At 64.6% G+C, this 19,944-nt stretch carries 21 protein-coding genes; 8 read left to right on the top strand and 13 right to left on the bottom strand.

The features are described from left to right. Positions 1–87: 87 nt before the first annotated feature. Together Q0949_RS12640 and Q0949_RS12635 are read right to left on the bottom strand one after the other, a co-directional pair. Positions 88–1,455, bottom strand: coding sequence for a lytic murein transglycosylase (locus Q0949_RS12640; RefSeq protein ID WP_299372624.1), 1,368 nt, complete (start codon positions 1,453–1,455; stop codon positions 88–90). Between the two features lie 57 nt (positions 1,456–1,512). After that, positions 1,513–2,232 (bottom strand): YafY family protein, encoded by a 720-nt coding sequence (locus Q0949_RS12635; RefSeq protein WP_299166189.1) that lies wholly within the window; start codon positions 2,230–2,232, stop codon positions 1,513–1,515. A gap of 87 nt (positions 2,233–2,319) precedes the next feature. On the opposite strand from Q0949_RS12635, the gene Q0949_RS12630 reads away from it, so the two are divergent. Beyond that, the gene (locus Q0949_RS12630; RefSeq protein WP_299372621.1) at positions 2,320–3,012 is read left to right on the top strand and encodes a glutathione S-transferase family protein; all 693 of its coding nucleotides are present in this window, start codon (positions 2,320–2,322) and stop codon (positions 3,010–3,012) included. On the opposite strand, the gene rnr is transcribed toward Q0949_RS12630, so the two are convergent. From rnr to dapE, 4 genes are read right to left on the bottom strand one after another with little or no spacing between them, the layout of a single operon-like run. After that, a complete protein-coding gene (gene rnr, locus Q0949_RS12625; RefSeq protein WP_299372618.1) occupies positions 3,009–5,261 on the bottom strand; it encodes a ribonuclease R in 2,253 nt (750 codons plus the stop codon). The two genes, Q0949_RS12630 and rnr, sit on opposite strands and share 4 nt — an antisense overlap. Before the next feature lie 31 nt (positions 5,262–5,292). After that, entirely contained in the window at positions 5,293–5,862 is a 570-nt protein-coding gene (locus Q0949_RS12620; protein WP_299372615.1) for a TIGR04282 family arsenosugar biosynthesis glycosyltransferase, read from the bottom strand. Beyond that, the gene (locus tag Q0949_RS12615; RefSeq protein WP_299372612.1) at positions 5,859–6,281 is read right to left on the bottom strand and encodes a GNAT family N-acetyltransferase; all 423 of its coding nucleotides are present in this window, start codon (positions 6,279–6,281) and stop codon (positions 5,859–5,861) included. The genes Q0949_RS12620 and Q0949_RS12615 overlap by 4 nt, the downstream gene beginning before the upstream one ends. Next, a complete protein-coding gene (dapE, locus tag Q0949_RS12610; RefSeq protein WP_299372609.1) occupies positions 6,278–7,423 on the bottom strand; it encodes a succinyl-diaminopimelate desuccinylase in 1,146 nt (381 codons plus the stop codon). Before dapE ends, Q0949_RS12615 begins: the two co-directional genes overlap by 4 nt. Positions 7,424–7,666: 243 nt before the next feature. On the opposite strand from dapE, the gene Q0949_RS12605 reads away from it, so the two are divergent. Then, complete coding sequence (locus tag Q0949_RS12605) at positions 7,667–9,268, top strand: Hint domain-containing protein (RefSeq protein ID WP_299372606.1); 1,602 nt, start codon at positions 7,667–7,669, stop codon at positions 9,266–9,268. Further along, complete coding sequence (locus Q0949_RS12600; RefSeq protein WP_299372603.1) at positions 9,265–10,341, top strand: Hint domain-containing protein; 1,077 nt, start codon at positions 9,265–9,267, stop codon at positions 10,339–10,341. Before Q0949_RS12605 ends, Q0949_RS12600 begins: the two co-directional genes overlap by 4 nt. Here the strand turns inward: Q0949_RS12600 and Q0949_RS12595 are convergent. After that, positions 10,338–10,694, bottom strand: coding sequence for a hypothetical protein (locus Q0949_RS12595; RefSeq protein WP_299372600.1), 357 nt, complete (start codon positions 10,692–10,694; stop codon positions 10,338–10,340). The two genes, Q0949_RS12600 and Q0949_RS12595, sit on opposite strands and share 4 nt — an antisense overlap. Before the next feature lie 157 nt (positions 10,695–10,851). Here Q0949_RS12595 and Q0949_RS12590 point away from each other — a divergent pair, with 157 nt between their 5' ends. Continuing rightward, entirely contained in the window at positions 10,852–11,907 is a 1,056-nt protein-coding gene (locus Q0949_RS12590) for a transporter substrate-binding domain-containing protein (protein ID WP_299372597.1), read from the top strand. A 15-nt stretch (positions 11,908–11,922) separates the two neighbouring features. On the opposite strand, the gene dapD is transcribed toward Q0949_RS12590, so the two are convergent. Further along, complete coding sequence (gene dapD, locus Q0949_RS12585) at positions 11,923–12,750, bottom strand: 2,3,4,5-tetrahydropyridine-2,6-dicarboxylate N-succinyltransferase (protein ID WP_299372592.1); 828 nt, start codon at positions 12,748–12,750, stop codon at positions 11,923–11,925. A gap of 122 nt (positions 12,751–12,872) precedes the next feature. Between dapD and Q0949_RS12580 the strand changes: the two genes are divergently transcribed. From Q0949_RS12580 to Q0949_RS12570, 3 genes are all read left to right on the top strand, one after another. After that, a complete protein-coding gene (locus Q0949_RS12580) occupies positions 12,873–13,715 on the top strand; it encodes a TIGR00730 family Rossman fold protein (protein WP_299372590.1) in 843 nt (280 codons plus the stop codon). A 70-nt stretch (positions 13,716–13,785) separates the two neighbouring features. After that, positions 13,786–14,706: a 2-oxoglutarate and iron-dependent oxygenase domain-containing protein gene (locus Q0949_RS12575; protein ID WP_299372587.1), complete on the top strand. Its 921-nt coding sequence runs from the start codon at positions 13,786–13,788 to the stop codon at positions 14,704–14,706. Then, a complete protein-coding gene (locus Q0949_RS12570; protein WP_299372584.1) occupies positions 14,703–15,479 on the top strand; it encodes a creatininase family protein in 777 nt (258 codons plus the stop codon). Before Q0949_RS12575 ends, Q0949_RS12570 begins: the two co-directional genes overlap by 4 nt. Here Q0949_RS12570 and Q0949_RS12565 read toward each other — a convergent pair whose 3' ends face one another. The 4 genes from Q0949_RS12565 to Q0949_RS12550 form a co-directional block, all read right to left on the bottom strand. After that, positions 15,480–15,692 (bottom strand): hypothetical protein, encoded by a 213-nt coding sequence (locus Q0949_RS12565; protein ID WP_299372581.1) that lies wholly within the window; start codon positions 15,690–15,692, stop codon positions 15,480–15,482. It abuts the gene before it with no gap. A gap of 123 nt (positions 15,693–15,815) precedes the next feature. Further along, positions 15,816–16,991 (bottom strand): 23S rRNA (adenine(2503)-C(2))-methyltransferase RlmN, encoded by a 1,176-nt coding sequence (gene rlmN / locus Q0949_RS12560; protein WP_299372578.1) that lies wholly within the window; start codon positions 16,989–16,991, stop codon positions 15,816–15,818. A 165-nt stretch (positions 16,992–17,156) separates the two neighbouring features. Then, positions 17,157–17,726, bottom strand: a complete 570-nt coding sequence (locus Q0949_RS12555) for a carboxymuconolactone decarboxylase family protein (protein WP_299372575.1) — start codon at positions 17,724–17,726, stop codon at positions 17,157–17,159. A gap of 134 nt (positions 17,727–17,860) precedes the next feature. Then, positions 17,861–18,391, bottom strand: coding sequence for an invasion associated locus B family protein (locus Q0949_RS12550; protein ID WP_299372572.1), 531 nt, complete (start codon positions 18,389–18,391; stop codon positions 17,861–17,863). A gap of 176 nt (positions 18,392–18,567) precedes the next feature. On the opposite strand from Q0949_RS12550, the gene Q0949_RS12545 reads away from it, so the two are divergent. Then, complete coding sequence (locus Q0949_RS12545; protein ID WP_299372569.1) at positions 18,568–19,560, top strand: asparaginase; 993 nt, start codon at positions 18,568–18,570, stop codon at positions 19,558–19,560. A gap of 5 nt (positions 19,561–19,565) precedes the next feature. Here the strand turns inward: Q0949_RS12545 and Q0949_RS12540 are convergent, their stop codons facing one another. Then, the gene (locus Q0949_RS12540) at positions 19,566–19,880 is read right to left on the bottom strand and encodes a YciI family protein (RefSeq protein WP_299372567.1); all 315 of its coding nucleotides are present in this window, start codon (positions 19,878–19,880) and stop codon (positions 19,566–19,568) included. Positions 19,881–19,944 lie beyond the last annotated feature (64 nt).

The raw sequence follows: 19,944 nt of genomic DNA, 5'->3' as shown, positions 1-19,944 counted from the left end.
GAGTCCGTAAGGACGGGGGCGGAGCCCCCTAAAACATGACGTCGCCCGGCACGGGCGCCCGTCAGGTCACGAAAGGCGTCCGCCGGATCACCGCAACCGCTTGAGCAGGCTCAAGGTCGCAAACCCGTCCGCAGGCAGGCCAAGGCTCTGTTGGTACGCCCGCACCGCCTTCAACGTGTTCGGACCCACTTTCCCGTCCACCCCTTGGGTGTCATAGCCCGCGCGGGTCAACCGCCGCTGCAACTCCTTGCGCTCACGCAGGGTCAATGGACGCTCGCCCTCGGGCCAGTTTCCAACCAAAGGCGCACCGCCCTTGATCCGGTCACTCAGATGCCCCACGCCAATCACATAGGCATCCGCCGCATTGTACCGCTCGATCACGGCAAAGTTCCGGAACACCATGAACGCCACACCGCGCCCGCCCGCCGGCAACAGGATCGACCCCGCACCATAGTTCGGCACCGCGCGCCCATCGACACCGCGCACACCCAGATTGGCCCATTCCGCCGGCGACTTGGTGATCTTGCGGCTGGCCAGACCATAGTTGAACCCCTGCGGCAGCTTCACTTCCACGCCCCAGGGCTGACCCTTCTGCCAGCCGAACCGCTTGAGATACGCTGCCGTCGACGCCAGCGCATCCGTGGGATCATCCGACCAAATGTCGCGCCGCCCGTCCCCGGTGAAATCCACCGCATAGGCCAGGTAAGACGTCGGAATGAACTGCGTATGCCCCATCGCTCCAGCCCAGGATCCGGTCATGTTGCGCGGGCTGGTATCACCGTTCTGCAAGATCTTCAGCGCGGCCACCAACTGCCCCTCGAAAAACTTGCCGCGCCGCCCGTCATAGGACAGCGTCGCAAGGCTCTGGATCACATCATCCTTGCCGCGAAACTCGCCATAGCCGCTCTCAAGGCCCCAAACGGCCACGACGACCTCTTTCTCCACACCGTACCGCGCCTCGATGGCGTCCAGCGTGCGGCGATGCTTGCGCAGGGCATTCTTGCCATTGCGCACCCGTTTGTCAGACGCGGCACTGGCCAGATAATCCCAGATCGTCTTGGTAAACTCGGACTGGTTGCGATCCCGCTTGATCACCTCGGGGTCGTACCGCACCCCGCGAAAGGCGCGGTCGAACACCGCCGGGCTGATCCCCTGCGCCAGCGCACGGCCCCGAAACCCCTGTATCCAACGCTGAAACCCCGCATCGGCGGCCGTCTTCTGCACCGGCGGCGGCGCAGGCTCGGCAATCTCAAGGGGGCGCAACTGCGGGCGCATCACCGGCGCGCTGGCAAAGGCCAGAACAGGCGCCGGATCGGCGCGCGTGACATCCCCGAAACCGGGCCGCAACTCGGGCCGTTTCGACTGGCTGACGGATTGCGCCGCCACGGTCTGTGCAAGGAAAACGGCGCTGCACATCGCGCCAAGGGTGACTGCCCACCGCATATTGTGCCTCATGGTCGCTTGTTTCGCGTTGTTTCCAATCTAGCGACAATAGTGCTGCCACGAAAGGGATCAATCCGCGCGCGCGCGGTCCTTCGCCACATGATCCACCTCTTCCCGGATCCGTGCCAGATGATCGCGCAGCAATGGCACCCGGTGCGGGCGAAAGCTGTCGTCGGTCACAACCAGATCATCCATGCGGTCCAACCGGAACATCCGGAAATCCTCGCGCAGGTGGCACCACGCCAACAACACGTTGGTGTTTTCCATGTACACGATGCCCAGCGGCTTGACCTTGCGCTCGGTCTGGTCGCCCTTGGCGTCCTCATAGGCAAAGCGCACGCTGACCTCGTCCCACGCCGCCTGCCGCAGGTCCACGACATCAATGCGCGGCGGCTCGGGCCGCCAATACCGGCGCGCATCCAGCACCGCGTGTTTCAGCCGGTGCGCCTGTTTCGGCGGCACCCGCGCCTGTATCTTGGCCAGCGCGGATGTCGCCGCCTTGGCCAGCGCCGGATCGGCAATCACCGCCACATCCCGCAGGCCCAGAACCAACGCCTCCAGCTCGTCATCCTCGAACCCCAAGGGCGGCAGCGTCGCATCCTCGATCAGGGTAAACCCGAACCCCGCCTCCCCATCAATCACCGCGCCAAGCCCGCGCAATTCGTCAATGTCGCGGTAAATCGTGCGCAGCGACACATCCATGTCATGAGCCAGCGCCTGCGCGGTCACGGGCGGCGTCATCCGGCGCAGGGTTTGCATCAACTGGAACAGGCGGTGTGTACGTGTCATGTCCTCACCATAGCACAGGTACTGTCAGAAATTGACAACAGGCATCGTTAATCACTGGGTCCACAGTTTTCTCATACGGAGACACCGATGCTTACCCTGGTCACCTATCCCCCCGCATTTGGCCAACCCAGCGGCAGCCCCTTCTGCGTCAAGGCGCTGTACCTGCTGAACCTGTCCGGCCTGCCCTGGCAGCGCAAGGACACGCCGGATCCCCGCAACTGGCCCAAGGGCAAACTGCCCGCGCTCTGGGTCGATGACGAGATCATCGGCGACAGCGACAACATCCGCACCTGGCTCGAAGAGCACGGCGCCCGCTTTGACGAAGGGCTCAGCGATCTCGACCGCGCCACCAGCCGTGCCTTTATCCGCATGGCCGAGGAACACATGTACTTCCACATCGTCATGGACCGTTGGGGCGACAAGGCCGTTTGGCCCTTGGTCAGAGACACATATTTCTCCGCCATCCCCGCCCTGATCCGCAACTGGATCACCCGTGGCATCCGCCGGATGCTGCTCAAAGGGATGGACACCCAAGGCCTCGGGCGGCTGACAGCGGGCGAACGTCTGGACCGGATCGAACCGGATTTGCAGGCAATCACCGACCGTCTGTGGCACGGGCCGTTCCTCTTCGGACCCACCCCCACAGCGGCAGATGCCAGCGTCGCGGCAATGCTGGGCGCCATGGCAGGCACACCGGGTGGCACCGCCCTGTCGCGTCGTGTGCGAGAGGATCTGATCCTGACCCAATACATGGCCCGCGTGGCCGAGGCCCTGGGCTAACGCTTGCGGCTGACCTTGCGCTTGGCCTTGTCACTGCGCCGCTTGGACTTCACCGCCTTGCGGCGCGGGCTGCGCCCCGCAGGCGATTGCCGCCCCTTGGGCAGCGATTGCCCATCCAGCGCCAGCAGCTCCAGCGCGATCCCACCCGTCACCGGCACCGCCTCGGCCAGACGCACGGTGGCGCGCTGACCCAGACTGATGATCATGCCCGTGTCCGACCCCATCAGCGTATTCGCCTCGCGGTCATAGTGGAAATACTCCGCCCCGATCGCCCGCATCGGCACCAGCCCGTCGGCCCCGCTGTCATCCAGCTTCACAAAAATCCCGAACTTCGCGATGCCCGAGATGCGCCCCTCCATCTCGTCGCCCACCCGTTCGCTCAGGTACGCGGCAAGGTAGCGGTCGGTCGTGTCCCGTTCGGCCACCATCGACCGGCGCTCCGTGTCCGAGATATGCGTGCCGGTCTTTTCCAAGCCCTCCACATCCTCCGCTCGCAGCCCATCCTTGCCCCAGCCATGGGCGGTGATCAGCGCGCGGTGCACGATCAGGTCGGCATAGCGCCGGATGGGCGAGGTGAAATGCGCGTAACTCTTCAACGCCAACCCGAAATGCCCGAAATTCTGCGGCCCGTAATAGGCCTGCGTCATCGACCGCAGGGTCGAGATGTTGATCAGCTCCGCGTCCTCGGTCTCGGACGCCTGCGCCAGCAACCGGTTCAGATGGGCGGTCTTCAGCACCTGACCCTTGGCCAGGTTCAGCCCCGCCGCCTGTGCCGTCTCGCGCAGAGCATCCAGCTTGTCGGGCGACGGCTCCTCGTGGACGCGGAACAGCAGCGGCTGCGATTTGGCGATCAGCGTCTCGGCGGCGGCAACATTGGCCAGAACCATGAACTCTTCGATCAACCGGTGCGCATCCAGCCGGTCCTTGAAATTCACCGACCGCACGGTGCCATCGTCGTCCAGCACGATCTGCCGCTCCGGCAGGTCCAACTCCAGCGGCTGCCGTTTCCTGCGCGCCTCGACCAGCGCGGCATAGGCGGCGTACAAAGGCTTCAAAACAGGCTCTAACAAGGGCGCAGTACGCTCATTCGGCGCGCCATCCATGGCGGCCTGCACCTCTTCGTAATTCAGCGACGCAGGCGACCGCATCAACCCCCGGTGAAAGCTGTGCCCGATCTTTTCGCCCTGCGCGTCGATCTGCATCCGCACGGCGATACAGGCGCGCGGCACACCCTCGTGCAGCGAACACAGGTCGCCCGACAACCGATCCGGCAGCATCGGCACCACCCGGTCGGGGAAATAGGTGGAATTCCCCCGCTTGCGCGCCTCGCGGTCCAGCGCAGAGCCGGGCGTGACATAGGCCGCCACATCCGCAATCGCGACCCAGATCACATGCCCGCCCGCGTTCTTGGGGTCCTCATCCGCATGGGCATAGCACGCATCGTCATGGTCGCGTGCATCCCACGGGTCAATCGTGACCAACGGCATCTCGCGCAGGTCCTCGCGCCCCTTCAGGCCCGCAGGTTTCTGCGCATCCGCCTCGGCCACCACATCATCGGGGAAACTGTCCGGTATGCCGTGTTCGTGGATCGCAATCAGCGACACCGCTTTGGGTGCCGACGGATCGCCCAGCCGGTCCACGATCCGCGCACGCGGCAGGCCGATGCGCGTCTTGGGCCCCGCCTGCTCGGCCTCGACCAGCTCGCCATCCTTGGCCCCGCCGGTTGCATCCGCCGCCACGGTCCATTCGCGGTCACTGCCCTTGTCCACGGGCACGATCCGCCCGCCCTCGGCCCCCTTGCGAAAGACGCCCAGCACCCGGCGCGGGTTGGTCCCGATCCGCCGGATCAGCCGCGCCTCGTAATGGTGGTCATCCCCCTGCACCAGCGTCAGCCGCGCAAGGATCCGGTCCCCCGCGCCCAGCGCCGGGTCGGACGCGCGCGGCACGATCAGAATGCGCGGCTCCACCCCCGTGCCATGCCACTCCATCGGGCGGGCAAACAGGTCCCCGTCCGCATCCGGCTCCACCACCTGCAACACGCTCACAGGCGGCAGGCGGTCGGGATCTTGATAGGTCTTCTTGCGCTTTTCCAGATGCCCCTCGGCCTCAAGCTCCTTGAGGATGCGTTTAAGGTCGATCCGCGCCGCGCCCTTGATGCCGAACGCCTTGGCGATGTCACGCTTGGCGGTCAGGGTGGGATTGGCGGAAATCCAGTCGAGGATCTCGGGTTTTGTGGGGATACGCGTCATGCGTTCTGGGTATCACGCGGGTCTGGGGCCGTCATGGCAAATCGTAGGCGGTGTCCACATCCGCAAGCGTCTGCACAAACGCCACGCGTGGCAGATCCATCGCCACACGGCTGTCCGCCAGCGCATGTTCGGTCGACCAGCGCACCCCATCAAGGGCATTTTTGCCCAGTTTAGAGCCTGTTTTCACCCCGATCAGCCAATATCCCCCATCCGGCGCCGGCCCAAACACCGCGTCATGGCGACCCAGCGCGGCAAAGGCCTCGGCCACCCGCTGCCGGGTGACGCCGGGAATGTCCGCACCGATCACACAGACCGGCCCGCCCGCCTGCCGCATCATGCGGATCATCCGATCCCCAAGCGACCCGCGCCCCTGCGCCCAGCGCGTGAACCGCGCGGGCCAGACCCGCGATTGCAAGCCCTCGGCGTCGGGTGCCACCGCCAGCACCGTGTCCCAACGCGGGTCCTCGATCCGGCGCAGCAGGCGGCGCACCTGATGGCGAAACCACCACGCAGCGGCCGTCATCCCGATGTCCCGGCCCAGCCGCGTCTTGACCCGACCGGGGCGCGGCACCTTGACCATGATGACAAGCGTGGGTCTCACAAATCGCGGTCCATGTCCCGGTGCGGAATGCCCGCGTCGTCATAGACGGGGCCAAAGGCTGTGAACCCCAGCTTTTCATAAAACGCCAGCGCATGAATCTGCGCGCCCAGTTTCGCCCGCGTCACACCCGGCTGTGCCCGCGCCACATCAAGGCACGCGGTGATGATCGCCGCACCCAGCCCCGTGCCCCGCGCCTCTTGCAGCACACAGACCCGCCCGATCTTGGCCACGCCTTCTGCAACCAGAATACGCGCACATCCCAGCGCCACACCGTCCCGCGTCGCCAGCACATGCAGCGCATCGCCGTCGCGCCCGTCGCGTTCATCGGCCTCGCTGACGCCCTGTTCCTTCATGAACACGACGCGCCGCAGTTCAAGGCAGGTGGCCAGGTCATCCGTCTGTGCAATCACCCAACTCATGCAAAATAGTCCTTCAGGATTCGCGCATAGACCCCCTTGAGCTGCTGAATATGCGCGACCCGCACGTGCTCATCCACCTTGTGCATCGACTGCCCTACAAGGCCGAACTCCACCACCGGGCAGTGATCCTTGATGAACCGCGCGTCCGAGGTGCCGCCGCTCGTGCTCAATACCGGAGTCACGCCCGTCTCTGCGGTCACGGCGGCGGCCACGATGTCCGACAGATCACCGGGCGGGGTCAGGAAACTTTCGCCCGACACCTTCACCCGCATCTCGATCTCGACACCGTAGGCCACGGCCACCGCATCGGCCTGCGCCTGCAACCACGCGGTCAGGCTGTCGCCGGAATGGATGTCGTTGAACCGGATGTTGACCGCCGCCGTCGCCTGCGCCGGGATCACATTGGTCGCCGGGTTGCCCGTGTCCACCGTGACCACCGCCAGCGTCGAGGCGTCAAAATGGTCATTGCCCGCGTCCAACTCATGGCTCGCCAACTGGTCCATCAACCGCATCAACGGCGGCAGCGGGTTCTTGGCCCTATGCGGATAGGCCGAATGCCCCTGCACACCCGTGACGGTAAACCACGCGGTCATCGACCCGCGCCGCCCGATCTTCATCATCTCGCCCATTGTCTCGGGGCAGGTCGGCTCGCCCACCAAACAGACCGACATCGCCTCACCCACCTTGTCCATATGCGCGAGCAACGCGGTGGTCCCATCCTGCGCGTCGCCTTCCTCGTCGCCCGTAATGGCGATGATGATGGCCCCGTCGGGCGGCGTGTCCCGCACGAAATCCACCGCCGCGGCGGCAAAGGCGGCAACGCCTGACTTCATATCCGTCGTGCCGCGCCCGTACATGACACCGTCCACGATGTCGGCACCAAAGGGCGCCTGCGTCCACGCGGCCTCGTCGCCAATCGGCACCACATCCGTGTGCCCATTGAACCCGAACGTGCGCCCATGCCCCTGCGCGCCCCAGCGGGCAAAGAGGTTGCGAATGCCGCCCCGATCCGCCCACACACAGTCAAACCCGGCCCCCGCCAACAGATCATGCAGCACATCCAGCGCCCCCTCATCCGCAGGGGTAACAGACGCGCACCGCACCAGATCGGCGGTCAAGGCAACGGGATCAACGGGGGTCATGGCGGCTCCTACGATAGGTTGTGGCGAAAAGGACGCGATTCCAGCCCCTTGCACCGACAAGAGAGTTAACAGCCCATCAATAGCTGTGCTAGGGTGGGCGCAATAATATGACCCGAGGCAGGGCATCAGCAGTCCGGCCGCCAACGTGCGGCCAGTAAAAGTGCAAAAAACAGCACACCGAGACACGTGGGTGAACCGCGTGCGCTGCTTTCGTTCTGCCGTCAATTTTGGGGTGGGCAGGCTATGGTTGCAGCATCGGAACTTCCGATCCAGACAGTGCGCGAAGGCGTGGACGCGACGGATATGGCAAACGCCATATTCGGCAACGGGGTACAGGTCGTCTCGGCGTCCTATACCGGGGACCGCGACAGCGCGGGCATCTATTCGAACGGCGACACCGTATCGCCCGGTGTGACACCCGGTGACACAGGCGTGATCCTGTCCACGGGCGACGCCGAGGATTTCACCAACTCGTCCGGATCCTCGAACCAGTCCAACAGCACGTCCACCAACACCTCCGGCCAGAACAACAACGGCCAGTTCAACGCCGCAGCCGGGGCGCGCACCTATGATGCCTCGTATCTGGACGTGGACTTCATCCCCGACGGCAACGTGATGACGATGCAATTCGTCTTCAGCTCCGAAGAATACCCGGAATTCCAGAACTCGATCTATCAGGATTTCGTGGGCGTGTGGGTCAACGGCCAGCAGGTCGAAATGGATGTGGGTGACGGCGACACCGATCCCGGCAACATCAACACCACGAACAACATCAACATGTTCGTCGACAATTCGAACGACGACTACAACACCGAGATGGACGGGTTCACGATCACGCTGACCCTGACCATGGTGGTGAACCCCGACGTGGTAAACTCCATCCGGATCGGCATCGCGGATGTGGGCGACAACCGCTACGATTCCAGCCTGCTGATCGCGGGCAATTCTGTCCAGACGCACCTCGTGGCGATCTCGGACGATGTGAACGTCTATCCCGACGGGACCACGTCGTTCAACGTGCTCAACAATGACGTCAGCCAGCCCGGCACCACGCTGACCATCACCCACATCAACGGCCAGGCGGTCAGTTATGACCCGGTCACCGGCATCGGCACCACGATCACCCTGCCCACGGGGCAGCTGGTCACCATCGGTGCCAACGGCCAGCTGACGGTTGTGGGCGACGGGGACGAGGAAAACTTCAACTTTACCTACACGGTCACCGATGGCACCGACACGGACACCGGCTTTGTCAACGCGACGTCCATCCCCTGTTTCGTGGCCGGCACGCTGATCGAAACCACCCGCGGGCCCGTGCCCGTCGAAACGCTGCAGCCCGGTGATCTGGTGATGACCGAGGATGACGGCCCGCAACCCCTGCGCTGGATCGGCACCCGCACCGTCGCCGCAGAGGCGGATTTCGCCCCCATCCTGATCCGCGCGGGCACCTTCGGGTCGCAGGCGGATGTCATGGTCTCTCCGCTGCACCGCGTGCTGGTCCGCGACAGCCTGGCCGAACTGCTCTTTGGCGAGGCCGAAGTGCTGGTGGCCGCCAAGGACCTGATCAACGACCACTCCGTCCTGCGCCAGACCGGCGGCACCGTGACCTACGTCCACCTGATGTTCGACAAGCATCAGGTCGTCTTCTCCGAAGGGCTCGCCACCGAAAGCTTCCTGCCCGGTCCGCAGACCACCAAAAGCTTTGAAAAAGAGATCGTGGCCGAGATCTGCGCCATCTTCCCCGAACTCGACCCGCGCACCGGCGACGGCTACAGCCCGTCGGCCCGGCGCACCCTGCGACGATACGAGGCTGACCTGTGGCGCAAGGCGCAGGCGGCCGCATGAACTGGGTCGGGCTGACGGATCACCTCGACGGGCGGTTCGCGCCCAAAGGGTTCAAACCCGCAGGACAGGCGCGCACGGGTCTCCTTATGGAACGCGGCACGCTGATGTTCGAGACGCGGTTTGCGGGCAATGTGCGCCCCCATGACCTGCTGGGCGTCACCCACACCACCCCCCTCCCGCGCGAACTGGCCTTTCGCGCCATTCCCGGCGGCGGCATCGCGATGGTGCACCGCCACCACAACGACCTCAGCCACGCCGCCATCCGCTGGGCCGGGGACGGGCGCGCGCACACGCTGCGGGTGACCTATGCGTGGGATGCGCCCTCCGGCTGGGCGCGGCTGGCACTGGAACAACCCGAACGGGCAAAGGTCACCACAAATCAGGTCCACGCGCCCCGGCCGCAAACCACCTCTGATCTGCGTGACCTGATGCTGAACCACGCCGCGCGCACCCTGTCCAAGGATGTCCTCTTTGCCGCGCTCAGCACCGACATTTCCCCCCTTGGGCCGTTGCCAACGCTGCACCCGGACACGCCGATCGCAACGCCCACCGGCTACCGCCCCGCAGGCACCTTGCGGCGCGGCGACACAATCGTATCGGACAATGGCGACATCGTGCCCGTTCTGCACGCCGTCCGGCACAGCGTGCCCGCCCGCGGCAGCTTTGCGCCCGTGCGGCTGCGCGCGCCCTATTTCGGCCTGACCCGCGATATCGTCGTGGCCCCGGACCAGCGGCTGGTGCTGCAAGGCACCGAGGTCGAATACATCTTTGGCCAGGAGGCCGTCCTCGTGCCTGCGCGTCACCTCGTCAACGGTCATGCCGCAACGTGGTCTGCACCGCGCAACGTCGCCGAATATGTGCAGGTCGTCCTGCCCGGTCACGAACTGCTGGTGGCGGCGGGATGCGCACTGGAAAGTCTCTATATCGGGCGGATGCGCCGGAACGAGGCCCGCCTCGACGCCAGCGTTCTGGCCCATGTGCCCAGCCGCCTCTTGCCCGAACACGCGCGCCCCATCCACCAGGTCCTCGACCCGTTCGAGGCGATCACCCTGATCGACCAGCGCGCGGCCTAGGCTTCTTCGTCGCCAAAGAACGGGGTGACATGCGCGACGATCACCGCGTTTTCATCCAGCGCCCGCTGCATCAGCGCGCGTTCCTCGCCGCTGATCTCGTGCCCCTCGGCCTGCCGTTCCGCCAGCGTGCCGTACCCCGTGACGTCCAACGGCGCCGTGTCCGCCTGTTTCAACAGCGCCACGGTCTCGCGCACCGCCTCGGCCTCGTCCACGCCGCTGGCAAAACACATCAGCGCCGCCCCGGTCGCATCCTCGGGCAATCCGTCGCCCGCCTTGCGCCCGATCTCGACCAGCAGGGTATAGACCTGCTGCGGCTTTTTGGGTGACTTCCTGTCCGATTTGGCCTGTGCCATTGCGCATACCCCCGCGTTGCGCCCCCGCCATACACCGCGCTGTGCCGAAAAAGAAGCAGTCCGGCCCAAACTGTGACGCAAACCGTAACGTGACTTGGACCCTGACGACATTCGGCCTAAGCCCGTGCCCGACCAAGCCGTCAGGACAAACAAGACCATGCGCACCCTGCTGCTTTCCGCCCTCTGCCTGTTGTCACTGGCCGTGCACGCCATGGCCCAATCCACCACGCTCAACTTTTCCACGGTCGAACGGCCCCCCTTTGCCTTCTACACCGACACCGGCATCGACGGGTTCAGTGTGGATCTGATGCGCGCCATCGGCCGCGAGATCGGCGCCGAGGTGGAATTCGAAATGAAGACCGGCTTTACCGAAATGCTCAGCGACGTGGAAACCGGCCTCGTGGACGGCGCCATCGCCAATATCTCGATCACCGGCGCACGCGAGGCGGTGATGGATTTCTCGCTGCCGATCTTTCGCAGCGGCCTGCAGATCATGATCCCCGTGGACGACAACGCGCCCAGCCTGTGGGGCGCGATCCTGAACCGCGAACTGGGCATCGCCCTGCTGGTCGCACTTGGCGTGCTGATGGGGATGGGCATGCTGATGTGGGTGTTCGAGCGCAACAAACAGCCCTATTTCGACCGCGGCGCGGGCGAGGTGGCGTTTCCCGCCTTCTGGTACGCGCTCAACCTCGTGGTCAACGGCGGCTTTGAACAGAACGTGCCGCGCTCCGGGCTGGGCCGTCTCTTTGCCGTGCTGATGGTGATCTCCAGCCTGTTCATCGTGTCGTTCTTTGTGGCCAACATCACCACGGTGATGACCGTGCGCGCGCTGGGCGATCACATCGACAGCATCAGCGACCTCGAAGGGCGCGAAGTCGCCACCACCACCGGCTCAACCTCCAGCGAATTCCTCGCCCAGCGCGAGATCCCGCACCGGACGTTTTTTGACTTCTCGGCCCTGCTCTGGGCGTTCGAGGACGGGGAACTGGACGCCATCGTCTTCGACAGCCCGCTGCTGGCCTACTACGTCGCCAACGAAGGACGCGGCAAGGCGCGGCTGATCGACCGGGTGTTCCGCCCCGAGGACTACGGCATCGCCCTGCCCCAAGGCAGCGCCCTGCGCGAACAGATCAACGTGGCCCTGCTGCGGTTGCAGGAATCGGGCCAGTATGACGAACTCTATCTGAAATGGTTCGAGGCAGGGCGCTGACCGCGCCCCACCGCCTCAGTCGCGCAACAGCTCGTTGATCGACGTCTTGGACCGTGTGCGTTCGTCCACGCGCTTGACGATCACTGCGCAATACAGGTTCACACCGTTCTTCGATGGCATCGACCCGGCCACAACGACGGACCCGCTAGGCACTTCGCCATACATGACCTCGCCGGTCTCGCGGTCCACGATCTTGGTCGATTGGCCGATGAACACGCCCATGCCCAACACGGATCCTTCGCGCACGATACAGCCCTCGACAACCTCGGACCGCGCCCCGATGAAACAGTTGTCCTCGATGATGGTCGGACCCGCCTGCATCGGCTCCAGCACACCGCCAATGCCCACGCCACCGCTCAGGTGCACGTTCTTGCCGATCTGCGCACAGCTGCCGACGGTGGCCCATGTATCAACCATCGTGCCCTCGTCCACATAGGCGCCAAGGTTCACGAACGATGGCATCAACACCACGCCGGGTGCGATGAACGCCGACTTGCGCACCACACAGTTGGGCACGGCCCGGAAACCGGCCTCTTTCCACTGGTCGTCGCCCCAGCCCTTGAACTTGCTGTCGACCTTGTCCCACCAGCCGCCGCCCTGCGGGCCGCCATCCTGCTGTTCCATGTCCTTGATGCGGAAGCCCAGCAGCACGGCCTTCTTGGCCCACTGGTTCACATGCCAATCACCGCTGTCCTGCTTTTCCGCCACGCGCAGCTTGCCACTGTCCAGCGCGGCCAGCGTGTCTTCGATGGCCTCGCGCGTCTCGCCCTTGGTGGCAGGCGTAATGGTGTCCCGCGCCTCCCAGGCTGCTTCGATGGCCGTTTCAAGCTGTGCATTGGACATGCCGTGGTCCCTCCAAAATGATCGTCGCGCTTAGACAACAATACGTGCTCTCATGCAATCACATCTGGGCAAGCCCTGCGGGTCGCGTTACCCCTTGGGCCAGCCTCAGGGAGCACAAGTACATGAAAGACGACCACCGCAGCCCGTTTCGCGATGCACACACGGACCGCAAGGCCGCCGAAGGCGTGCCGGACACGCCACAAACCCGGTCACCCGCCTATACACTGGCCTTTGCCGACGACGAATTCCTCTGCCGGGACGAATTGCGGCCCGTGCGGCTGCAACTGGAATTGCTCAAGCCCGAGATGCTGATGAACGAGGCGGGGATCAAATCCACCATCGTCCTCTTTGGCGGGGCGCGCATCCCTGACCCCGAACACAAGGAAACGGCCCGCACCAAGACGCTGGCCGACCTGTCGCACTACTATGACGAGGCGCGCACATTCGCCCGCCTGATGACCGAAAAATCCATCGCCAGCGGCGGCACTGAAAACGTCGTCGTCACCGGCGGCGGCCCCGGCGTGATGGAGGCGGGCAACCGCGGCGCGGTCGACGCGGGTGGCGCGTCCATCGGGCTCAACATCGTGCTGCCCTTCGAACAGGCCCCCAACGCCTATGTCACCCCGGACCTCAGCTTCAACTTCCACTACTTTGCCATCCGCAAGATGCACTTCCTCATGCGCGCCCGCGCCATCAGCGTCTTTCCCGGCGGGTTCGGCACGCTGGACGAATTGTTCGAGGCCCTGACCCTGATCCAGACCGGGCGGATGGAACGTGTGCCCTTCCTGCTCTTTGGCCGCGCCTTTTGGGAAAGCATCATCAACTGGGATGCGCTGTCGGATGCTGGCACGATCTCGGCCGACGATCTGGACCTCTTCCGCTTTGTCGACACCGCCGAAGAAGCGATTGAGATCATCGACAACTGGGGCCCCACCGAAAAACGCGGGGCCGTGCCGGGCCGCTGATCCGGGCGCTTGCCAAACGCGGGGCAAGGGTGGACCATATCGCCGTCCACCCCTTGCCAAAGGTCCGCGTATGATTCCCCTGATCGACTGGTCCGAAAACGCCGCCGACCCCGCAGGCTTTGCCAAACAGGTCGGTACCGCCTGCCGCGACACCGGGTTCTTTGTCCTGAAAAACCACACGGTGCCCGGCACCCTGCGGGCGCGGGTGTTCGCACAGGCCGACGCGTTCTTTGCCCTGCCGCAGCAGGACAAGGCGCGCGTCTCGATCCTCAACACCCCGCATTTTCGCGGCTGGGCCAAACCGGGCGATGAAAGCCTCGATGAAACCACCGCACAGGTCGACACCAAGGAAACCTTCAACATCGGCCTCGACCTGCCCACCGACGACCCCCGCGTCGTTGCGGGCGAACCCTTTCGCGGGGTGAACCAGTGGCCCGACCTGCCGGGGTTTGCCGAAACGATGCTGGCCTATTACGACACCGCACAGGATCTGGGCATCTCCCTCCTGCGCGTCATCGCCCGCGATCTTGGGCTGGCAGAGGATCACTTCACGCCCGCTTTCCACGATCCCCTCTCCGCCCTCCGCCTTCTCAGCTACCCACCCGGCACCGGCGCTGACAACGAAATCGGCGCAGGCGCACACACCGACTACGGCGCCATCACCCTGCTGATGACGGATGGTGAGCCGGGCCTACAGGTCCGCCCCCGCGGCGGCGACTGGATCGACGTACCGCATGTGCCGGATGCCTATGTGGTGAATATCGGCGACTGCATGATGCGCTGGACAAACGACATCTACGTCTCCACCCCGCACCGGGTCATTCCGCCCAAACGCCGCCGCCGGTCCGTCGCCATGTTCATCGAGGCGAACCCCGACACCGTGGTGCAGGCCCTGCCCGGCACCGGCACGCCCAAATACGCCCCCATCCGCGCGGCGGACTACCTGATGTCTCGCCTCGACGCGACCTACGCCCCAAAGGATCTCCAATGACCCGCCGCCTCGACTGGGCCGACCACCGCGCCCACGAATTCACCGACATCAACCCGATGGATACCATCGCCATCCTGCCCACCGCCGCCATCGAACAGCACGGGCCGCACCTGCCCGTGGGCACGGACACGATGATCGCCGATGGCATGCTGGACACATTCCGCGCCACCTGCCCCGATGATCTGGACGTGCGCATCCTGCCCGTGCAGGCGGTCGGCAAATCCAACGAACATCTCTGGGCACAGGGCACCCTGACCCTGACGGCCACAACGGCGCTGGCGGCATGGACGGAACTGGGTCTGTCGGTGGCGCGGGCAGGCATCCGCAAGATCGTCATCGTCAACAGCCACGGCGGCAACCTTGACCTGATCTCGATCCTCGCGCGGGAACTGCGGGTGCAGGCCAATATGCTGGCCGTCAAATGCCAATGGGGCAGCTTTGGCGCACCCGATGGCCTCTATTCATCAGCCGAAGACACCTACGGCCTCCACGGCGGCGACGTGGAAACGTCACTCATGCTCGCCTTCAGGCCCGACACAGTCGACATGACGGCGGCACGCAACTTCCGCTCAACTGCGGAAACAACGGCACTCTCGCCCATCGGACCGATCAGCTATGGCTGGATCGCATCCGACCTCAATGATGCAGGCGTCGTTGGTGATGCCAGCCTCGCCACAGCGGACAAGGGGCGCGCAACCGCACAGCACCAAGTCGCGGGGTTCATCGACCTGCTCTACAAGGTCAAATCCACACCGCTTTTTTCAGACGATTGATCAGGCCGACAGTGCCGCAGGCAAGGTGCACACAGCCACACCATGCGGCAGCGTTTCCACAACATCCCCGACGGATGTCTCGCGGATACCGTACCCATAGCCCGCCAGACGGTGCTTCCACTCGCGACGCGACAGCGCCTTGGCCCGCTCACGGTTCACCAGATCAAGAACCTGCGCCTCGACGAAACGGTCCTGTGCAATAAAGATCGACATGTTTTCCACTCCAGTTGGATTTCGACTGGAGGCACATTTGCCGGTCAGCGTGGCATCAATCGTTCACGATCTGGAAATTGTTGGGGCCAATTGTGGCGCGCTTGGGAACAGTGCGACAAGCGCCTAGCCCAATCCCGCCTCCGCCGCGATCTCCTTGCGCGACTTGCGCGCGCGTTCCGTGGCCGACTTCAACTGCCCGCAGGCCGCCATGATATCCTCGCCCCGCGGCGTGCGGATCGGGCTGGCATAGCCCGCCTGGTACACGATGTTGGCAAAGGCACGGATGCGGTTGTTCGACGACCGCTTGTAGGGCGCGCCGGGCCACTCGTTGAACGGGATCAGGTTGATCTTGGCCGGTATCCCCTCGATCAGCTTGACCAGACGATGCGCATCCGCATCGCTGTCATTCACCCCGTCCAGCATCACGTATTCAAAGGTGATGCGCTCCGAATTACGCCCGCGCGGATAGGCGCGCAACGCCTCCAGCAGCACGTCGATGTTCCAGCGCTTGTTGATCGGCACCAGCCTGTCGCGCACCTCATCCGTGGTCGCGTGGAAGGACACCGCCAACTGGCACCCGATCTCGTTCGCCGTGCGCTCGATCTCCGGCACCACGCCGCTGGTGGACAGGGTGATGCGGCGACGGCTCAGCTGAATGCCTTCCTCGTCCATCGCGATCTTCATCGCGTCGCGCACGTTCTCGAAATTATAGAGCGGCTCGCCCATGCCCATCAGCACGATGTTCGACAACAGCCGCGTCTCGTCCTTGGGCGCGCCGGGCACCGGCCACTCGTCCAGATCGTCGCGCGCCATCATGACCTGACCGATGATCTCTCCGGCGGTCAGGTTCCGCACCAGCTTCTGCGTGCCCGTATGGCAGAACGAACAAGTCAGCGTGCACCCGACCTGAGACGAAATGCACAAGGTCCCGCGCCCCTCCTCGGGGATATAGACAACTTCGACCTCATGCCCGCCCGCAATCCGTACCAGCCACTTGCGGGTGCCATCGGTGCTGACCTGCTTGGACACCACCTCGGGGATCTCGATCACGAATGTCTCGGCCAACTGCGCGCGATACACCTTGGACAGGTTCGTCATGGCGTCAAAATCGCGCACGCCCCACTGGTAAATCCACTGCCAGATCTGGCCCACGCGCATCTTCGCCTGCTTTTCGGGCGTGCCATGGGCGATCAACGCGTCGCGCATCGCCGCGCGGGTCATACCGACAAGGTTCACAGGCCCCTCCGGCAATTTCCGGGGGATCGTCAATACATCCTGCGTGATCGGCGCGTCAGCCATAGCGGTATCCAGTCCTGGGGTGATGCGCCCCTATATAGGAAAACCTTCGGCAATCAAAAGGTTTGTGCCCAATGAAAAAAGGCGCAGCACCGCAGCACCGCGCCCGTCATCTTGCCAGATAAACTCCGGGGGGCCCGAAGGGCGGGGGCTGGCCCCCTCAACGCCTCATTCCGCGGCGACGGGTGCCTTTGGCTCCCACGCAAACGGGGCAAAGGCCGCATCGGTAGGCGTTTCGAACAGCGCATTGGTGAAATTCGACATCACCTTCTGCGCATAGATCAGAACCGTGTCGAGGATCGCACGCTCGCCATATCCCGCCGCCTCAAAGGCCGCGATGGCTTGCGCGCCGGGGCGGCCATGGGTCTCGCGGATGGCCAGCGTGAACGTGCGCAGCGCCTCCAGCTTTTCGGGCAGCGGTGTCTCGTCCCGCAGGGCGTTCACGACGCCTTCGTCGATCTTCTCCATCTTGGCGATGCCCGTGTGCGCCGGCACACAATAGTGGCAGGCATTGGCCACGTTCACTGTCATCCAGACCACTGTGCGTTCTTCGGGTGTGAACGCCGTGCCGTTGATCGCCAACCGGTGCAGATGCTGATACCCTTCCAACAGGCCGGGGCTCTCCGCCATCACGCCATGCAGGCTGGGCAGACGGCCAAAGGCCTTGATCGAATTTTCCAAAAGCGGCTTGGACGCCTCGGGTGCGGTCTCAAGCGTGTGAACTGTGGTCGTGACCATGTCGGGTTCCTTTCGTGGCATGATGCGCCCTACTTAATTGGGAACCGACTGGAACCAATCTCCCCAGATGCACGAAGGGGCCGTGCACCGCTGCACAGCCCCTCTCGCCAAATTGATTTGCGATCGCGCGGGCGTTACCCGCCGCACCGGCCCTCGGCATCCTCGACCGCAGCGGTAAAGCCCAAAAGCGAGAACGTGTCCTTGGTGGTGGTGCCCCGGCTCGACACGCCGGTCACAACCGCCTCGGCGCCACGCTTCATCGCCGTCACGATCTTGCTGTCATCGGCGACGGTCGCGGGCCAGGCCCATTCGCCGTCGGTGAACAGCTCGAACTCATTGCCGCTGATGTTCACGTTCACCGTCGACCCGGACCGGAACGGGTAACCGCCGGTAAAGGCAACCTGCCCCTTGGCCCCAGCGCTCGGACGGTAAAACACCATCAACAGGATCTGCCCGCGTGTCGCCGCCACAACGCGGCCCTCGCGGGTGTTCACCGTCTCCTTGGGCGTGGCCACGCCCCAGCACTCGGTCGGGTTGTCCTCGACGAACACGCTCCAGTCGGTCTTGGCCGCGACGCGGTTGGTGCTCTGCTCCTGCGCAAGGGCCATGCCCGCGCTCAGCGACAATGCGCCCAAACCCACCACGAAATTCTTGATCAGTCCCATAGTCACAGCCTCCAAGCTGTCCAAACCTCAACACCTGCACCGCACCTCGGGCGCGCCATTTTCGGCGCATTCTCTTGCAAGGGCGGCAATTCTTCTCGACAAGTGCCACATTAGCGCGAAACGCGCGATGCAGGAAACCCGAATTGGCGGGATTTCGCGCAGAAGTGAGGGAAAAGATGACGCATCCAGCCCACGGGGCCGAAACCCTGGTCGAAATCTGGCGCGGCCCCTTTCTGGAAAGCGCGCATCAGGGCCACGCCGTGGTCTGCGATGCCAGCGGCCAGATCGTGCAGGCCTGGGGCAACCCGGACGCCGTTGTCCTGCCCCGGTCCTCGTCCAAGATGATCCAGGCCCTGCCCTTGCTGCGCAGCGGTGCCGCCGACGCCTACAGCCTCGGCTCCGAACACCTGGCACTGGCCTGCGCCTCGCATCAGGGGGCGGCGATCCACACGAACAAGGTCGGCGCATGGCTCGACCATATCGGCTGCGGTGACGACGATTTCCGCTGCGGCCCGCAGGTGTCGCGCGACGACGATGTGCGCGACGCGATGATCCGCGCGCATGAGGCGCCCTGCCGCATCCACAACAACTGCTCCGGCAAACACGCGGGCTTTCTGTCGCTGGGCAAACATCTGGGCGCGGGCCCCGACTATGTCGACCCCGCCCACCCGGTCCAGACCGCCTGCCTCGAGGCGTTCGAAGAGATGACCGGCGAAACCTCACCCGGTTTCGGCGTCGACGGCTGCTCGGCCCCCAACTACGCCGCCACCATGCACGGCATGGCCCGCGCCATGGCGCGCTATGCCGCCGCCGACAACGACAGCCCCCAGGGCCAGTTGCGCAACGCGATGGCGCAGCACCCCGACCTTGTCGCGGGCGAGGGGCGTGCCTGCACCCGCCTGATGCGCGCTATGAACAACGGCACCGCGATCAAAACAGGTGCCGAAGGGTACTTTGTCGCCATGCTGCCAGAGCAGAAACTCGGCGTCGCGCTCAAGATCACCGACGGGGCCACCCGCGCCAGCGAATGCGCGATTGCGCAAATCCTCGTGAAACTGGGCGCGCTCGATGCCGACCACCCCGAGGCGCTGGCCTTTACCAGCGGACCCATCCGCAACTGGGACGGGCTGGTCACGGGCACCCAAAGGGCCGCGCCGACCCTGCTCTGACGGTGCTACATCTCGATGATGGGTGCCACTTCGACCGACCCGGACCCGTCCGCAACCATCGGGCATCCCTTGGCCATGGCGCACGCGGCCTCGGCCGTGTCCGCCCGCACGATCGTGTAACCTGAAATCGGGTTCGCGCCGCCATTGTCGGCCACGCCCCCGGCTGTGACCGTCATGGATTTTCCAACCGGATTGCCCCCGTTCACGACGGCCTCACCCATGTCTTCAAACCACTTGCCCCAGGCCGCCATGGCCTTTTCGCCCTCTTCCGGGCTCTCCGGGATTGTGCCCCCGTGATAGGCAAATACGAAATCCGGCATAACCTGTCCCTCCCTATTGGCTGGAGGCAGGGTACCACGATTCGACCCAAAGACAGAGAATGGC

Source organism: uncultured Tateyamaria sp. (genome assembly GCF_947487805.1).
GTDB lineage: Bacteria > Pseudomonadota > Alphaproteobacteria > Rhodobacterales > Rhodobacteraceae > Tateyamaria.
The sequence above is the reverse complement of the archived record's forward strand: the minus strand, read 5'-3'. Positions and strand labels throughout refer to the sequence as shown.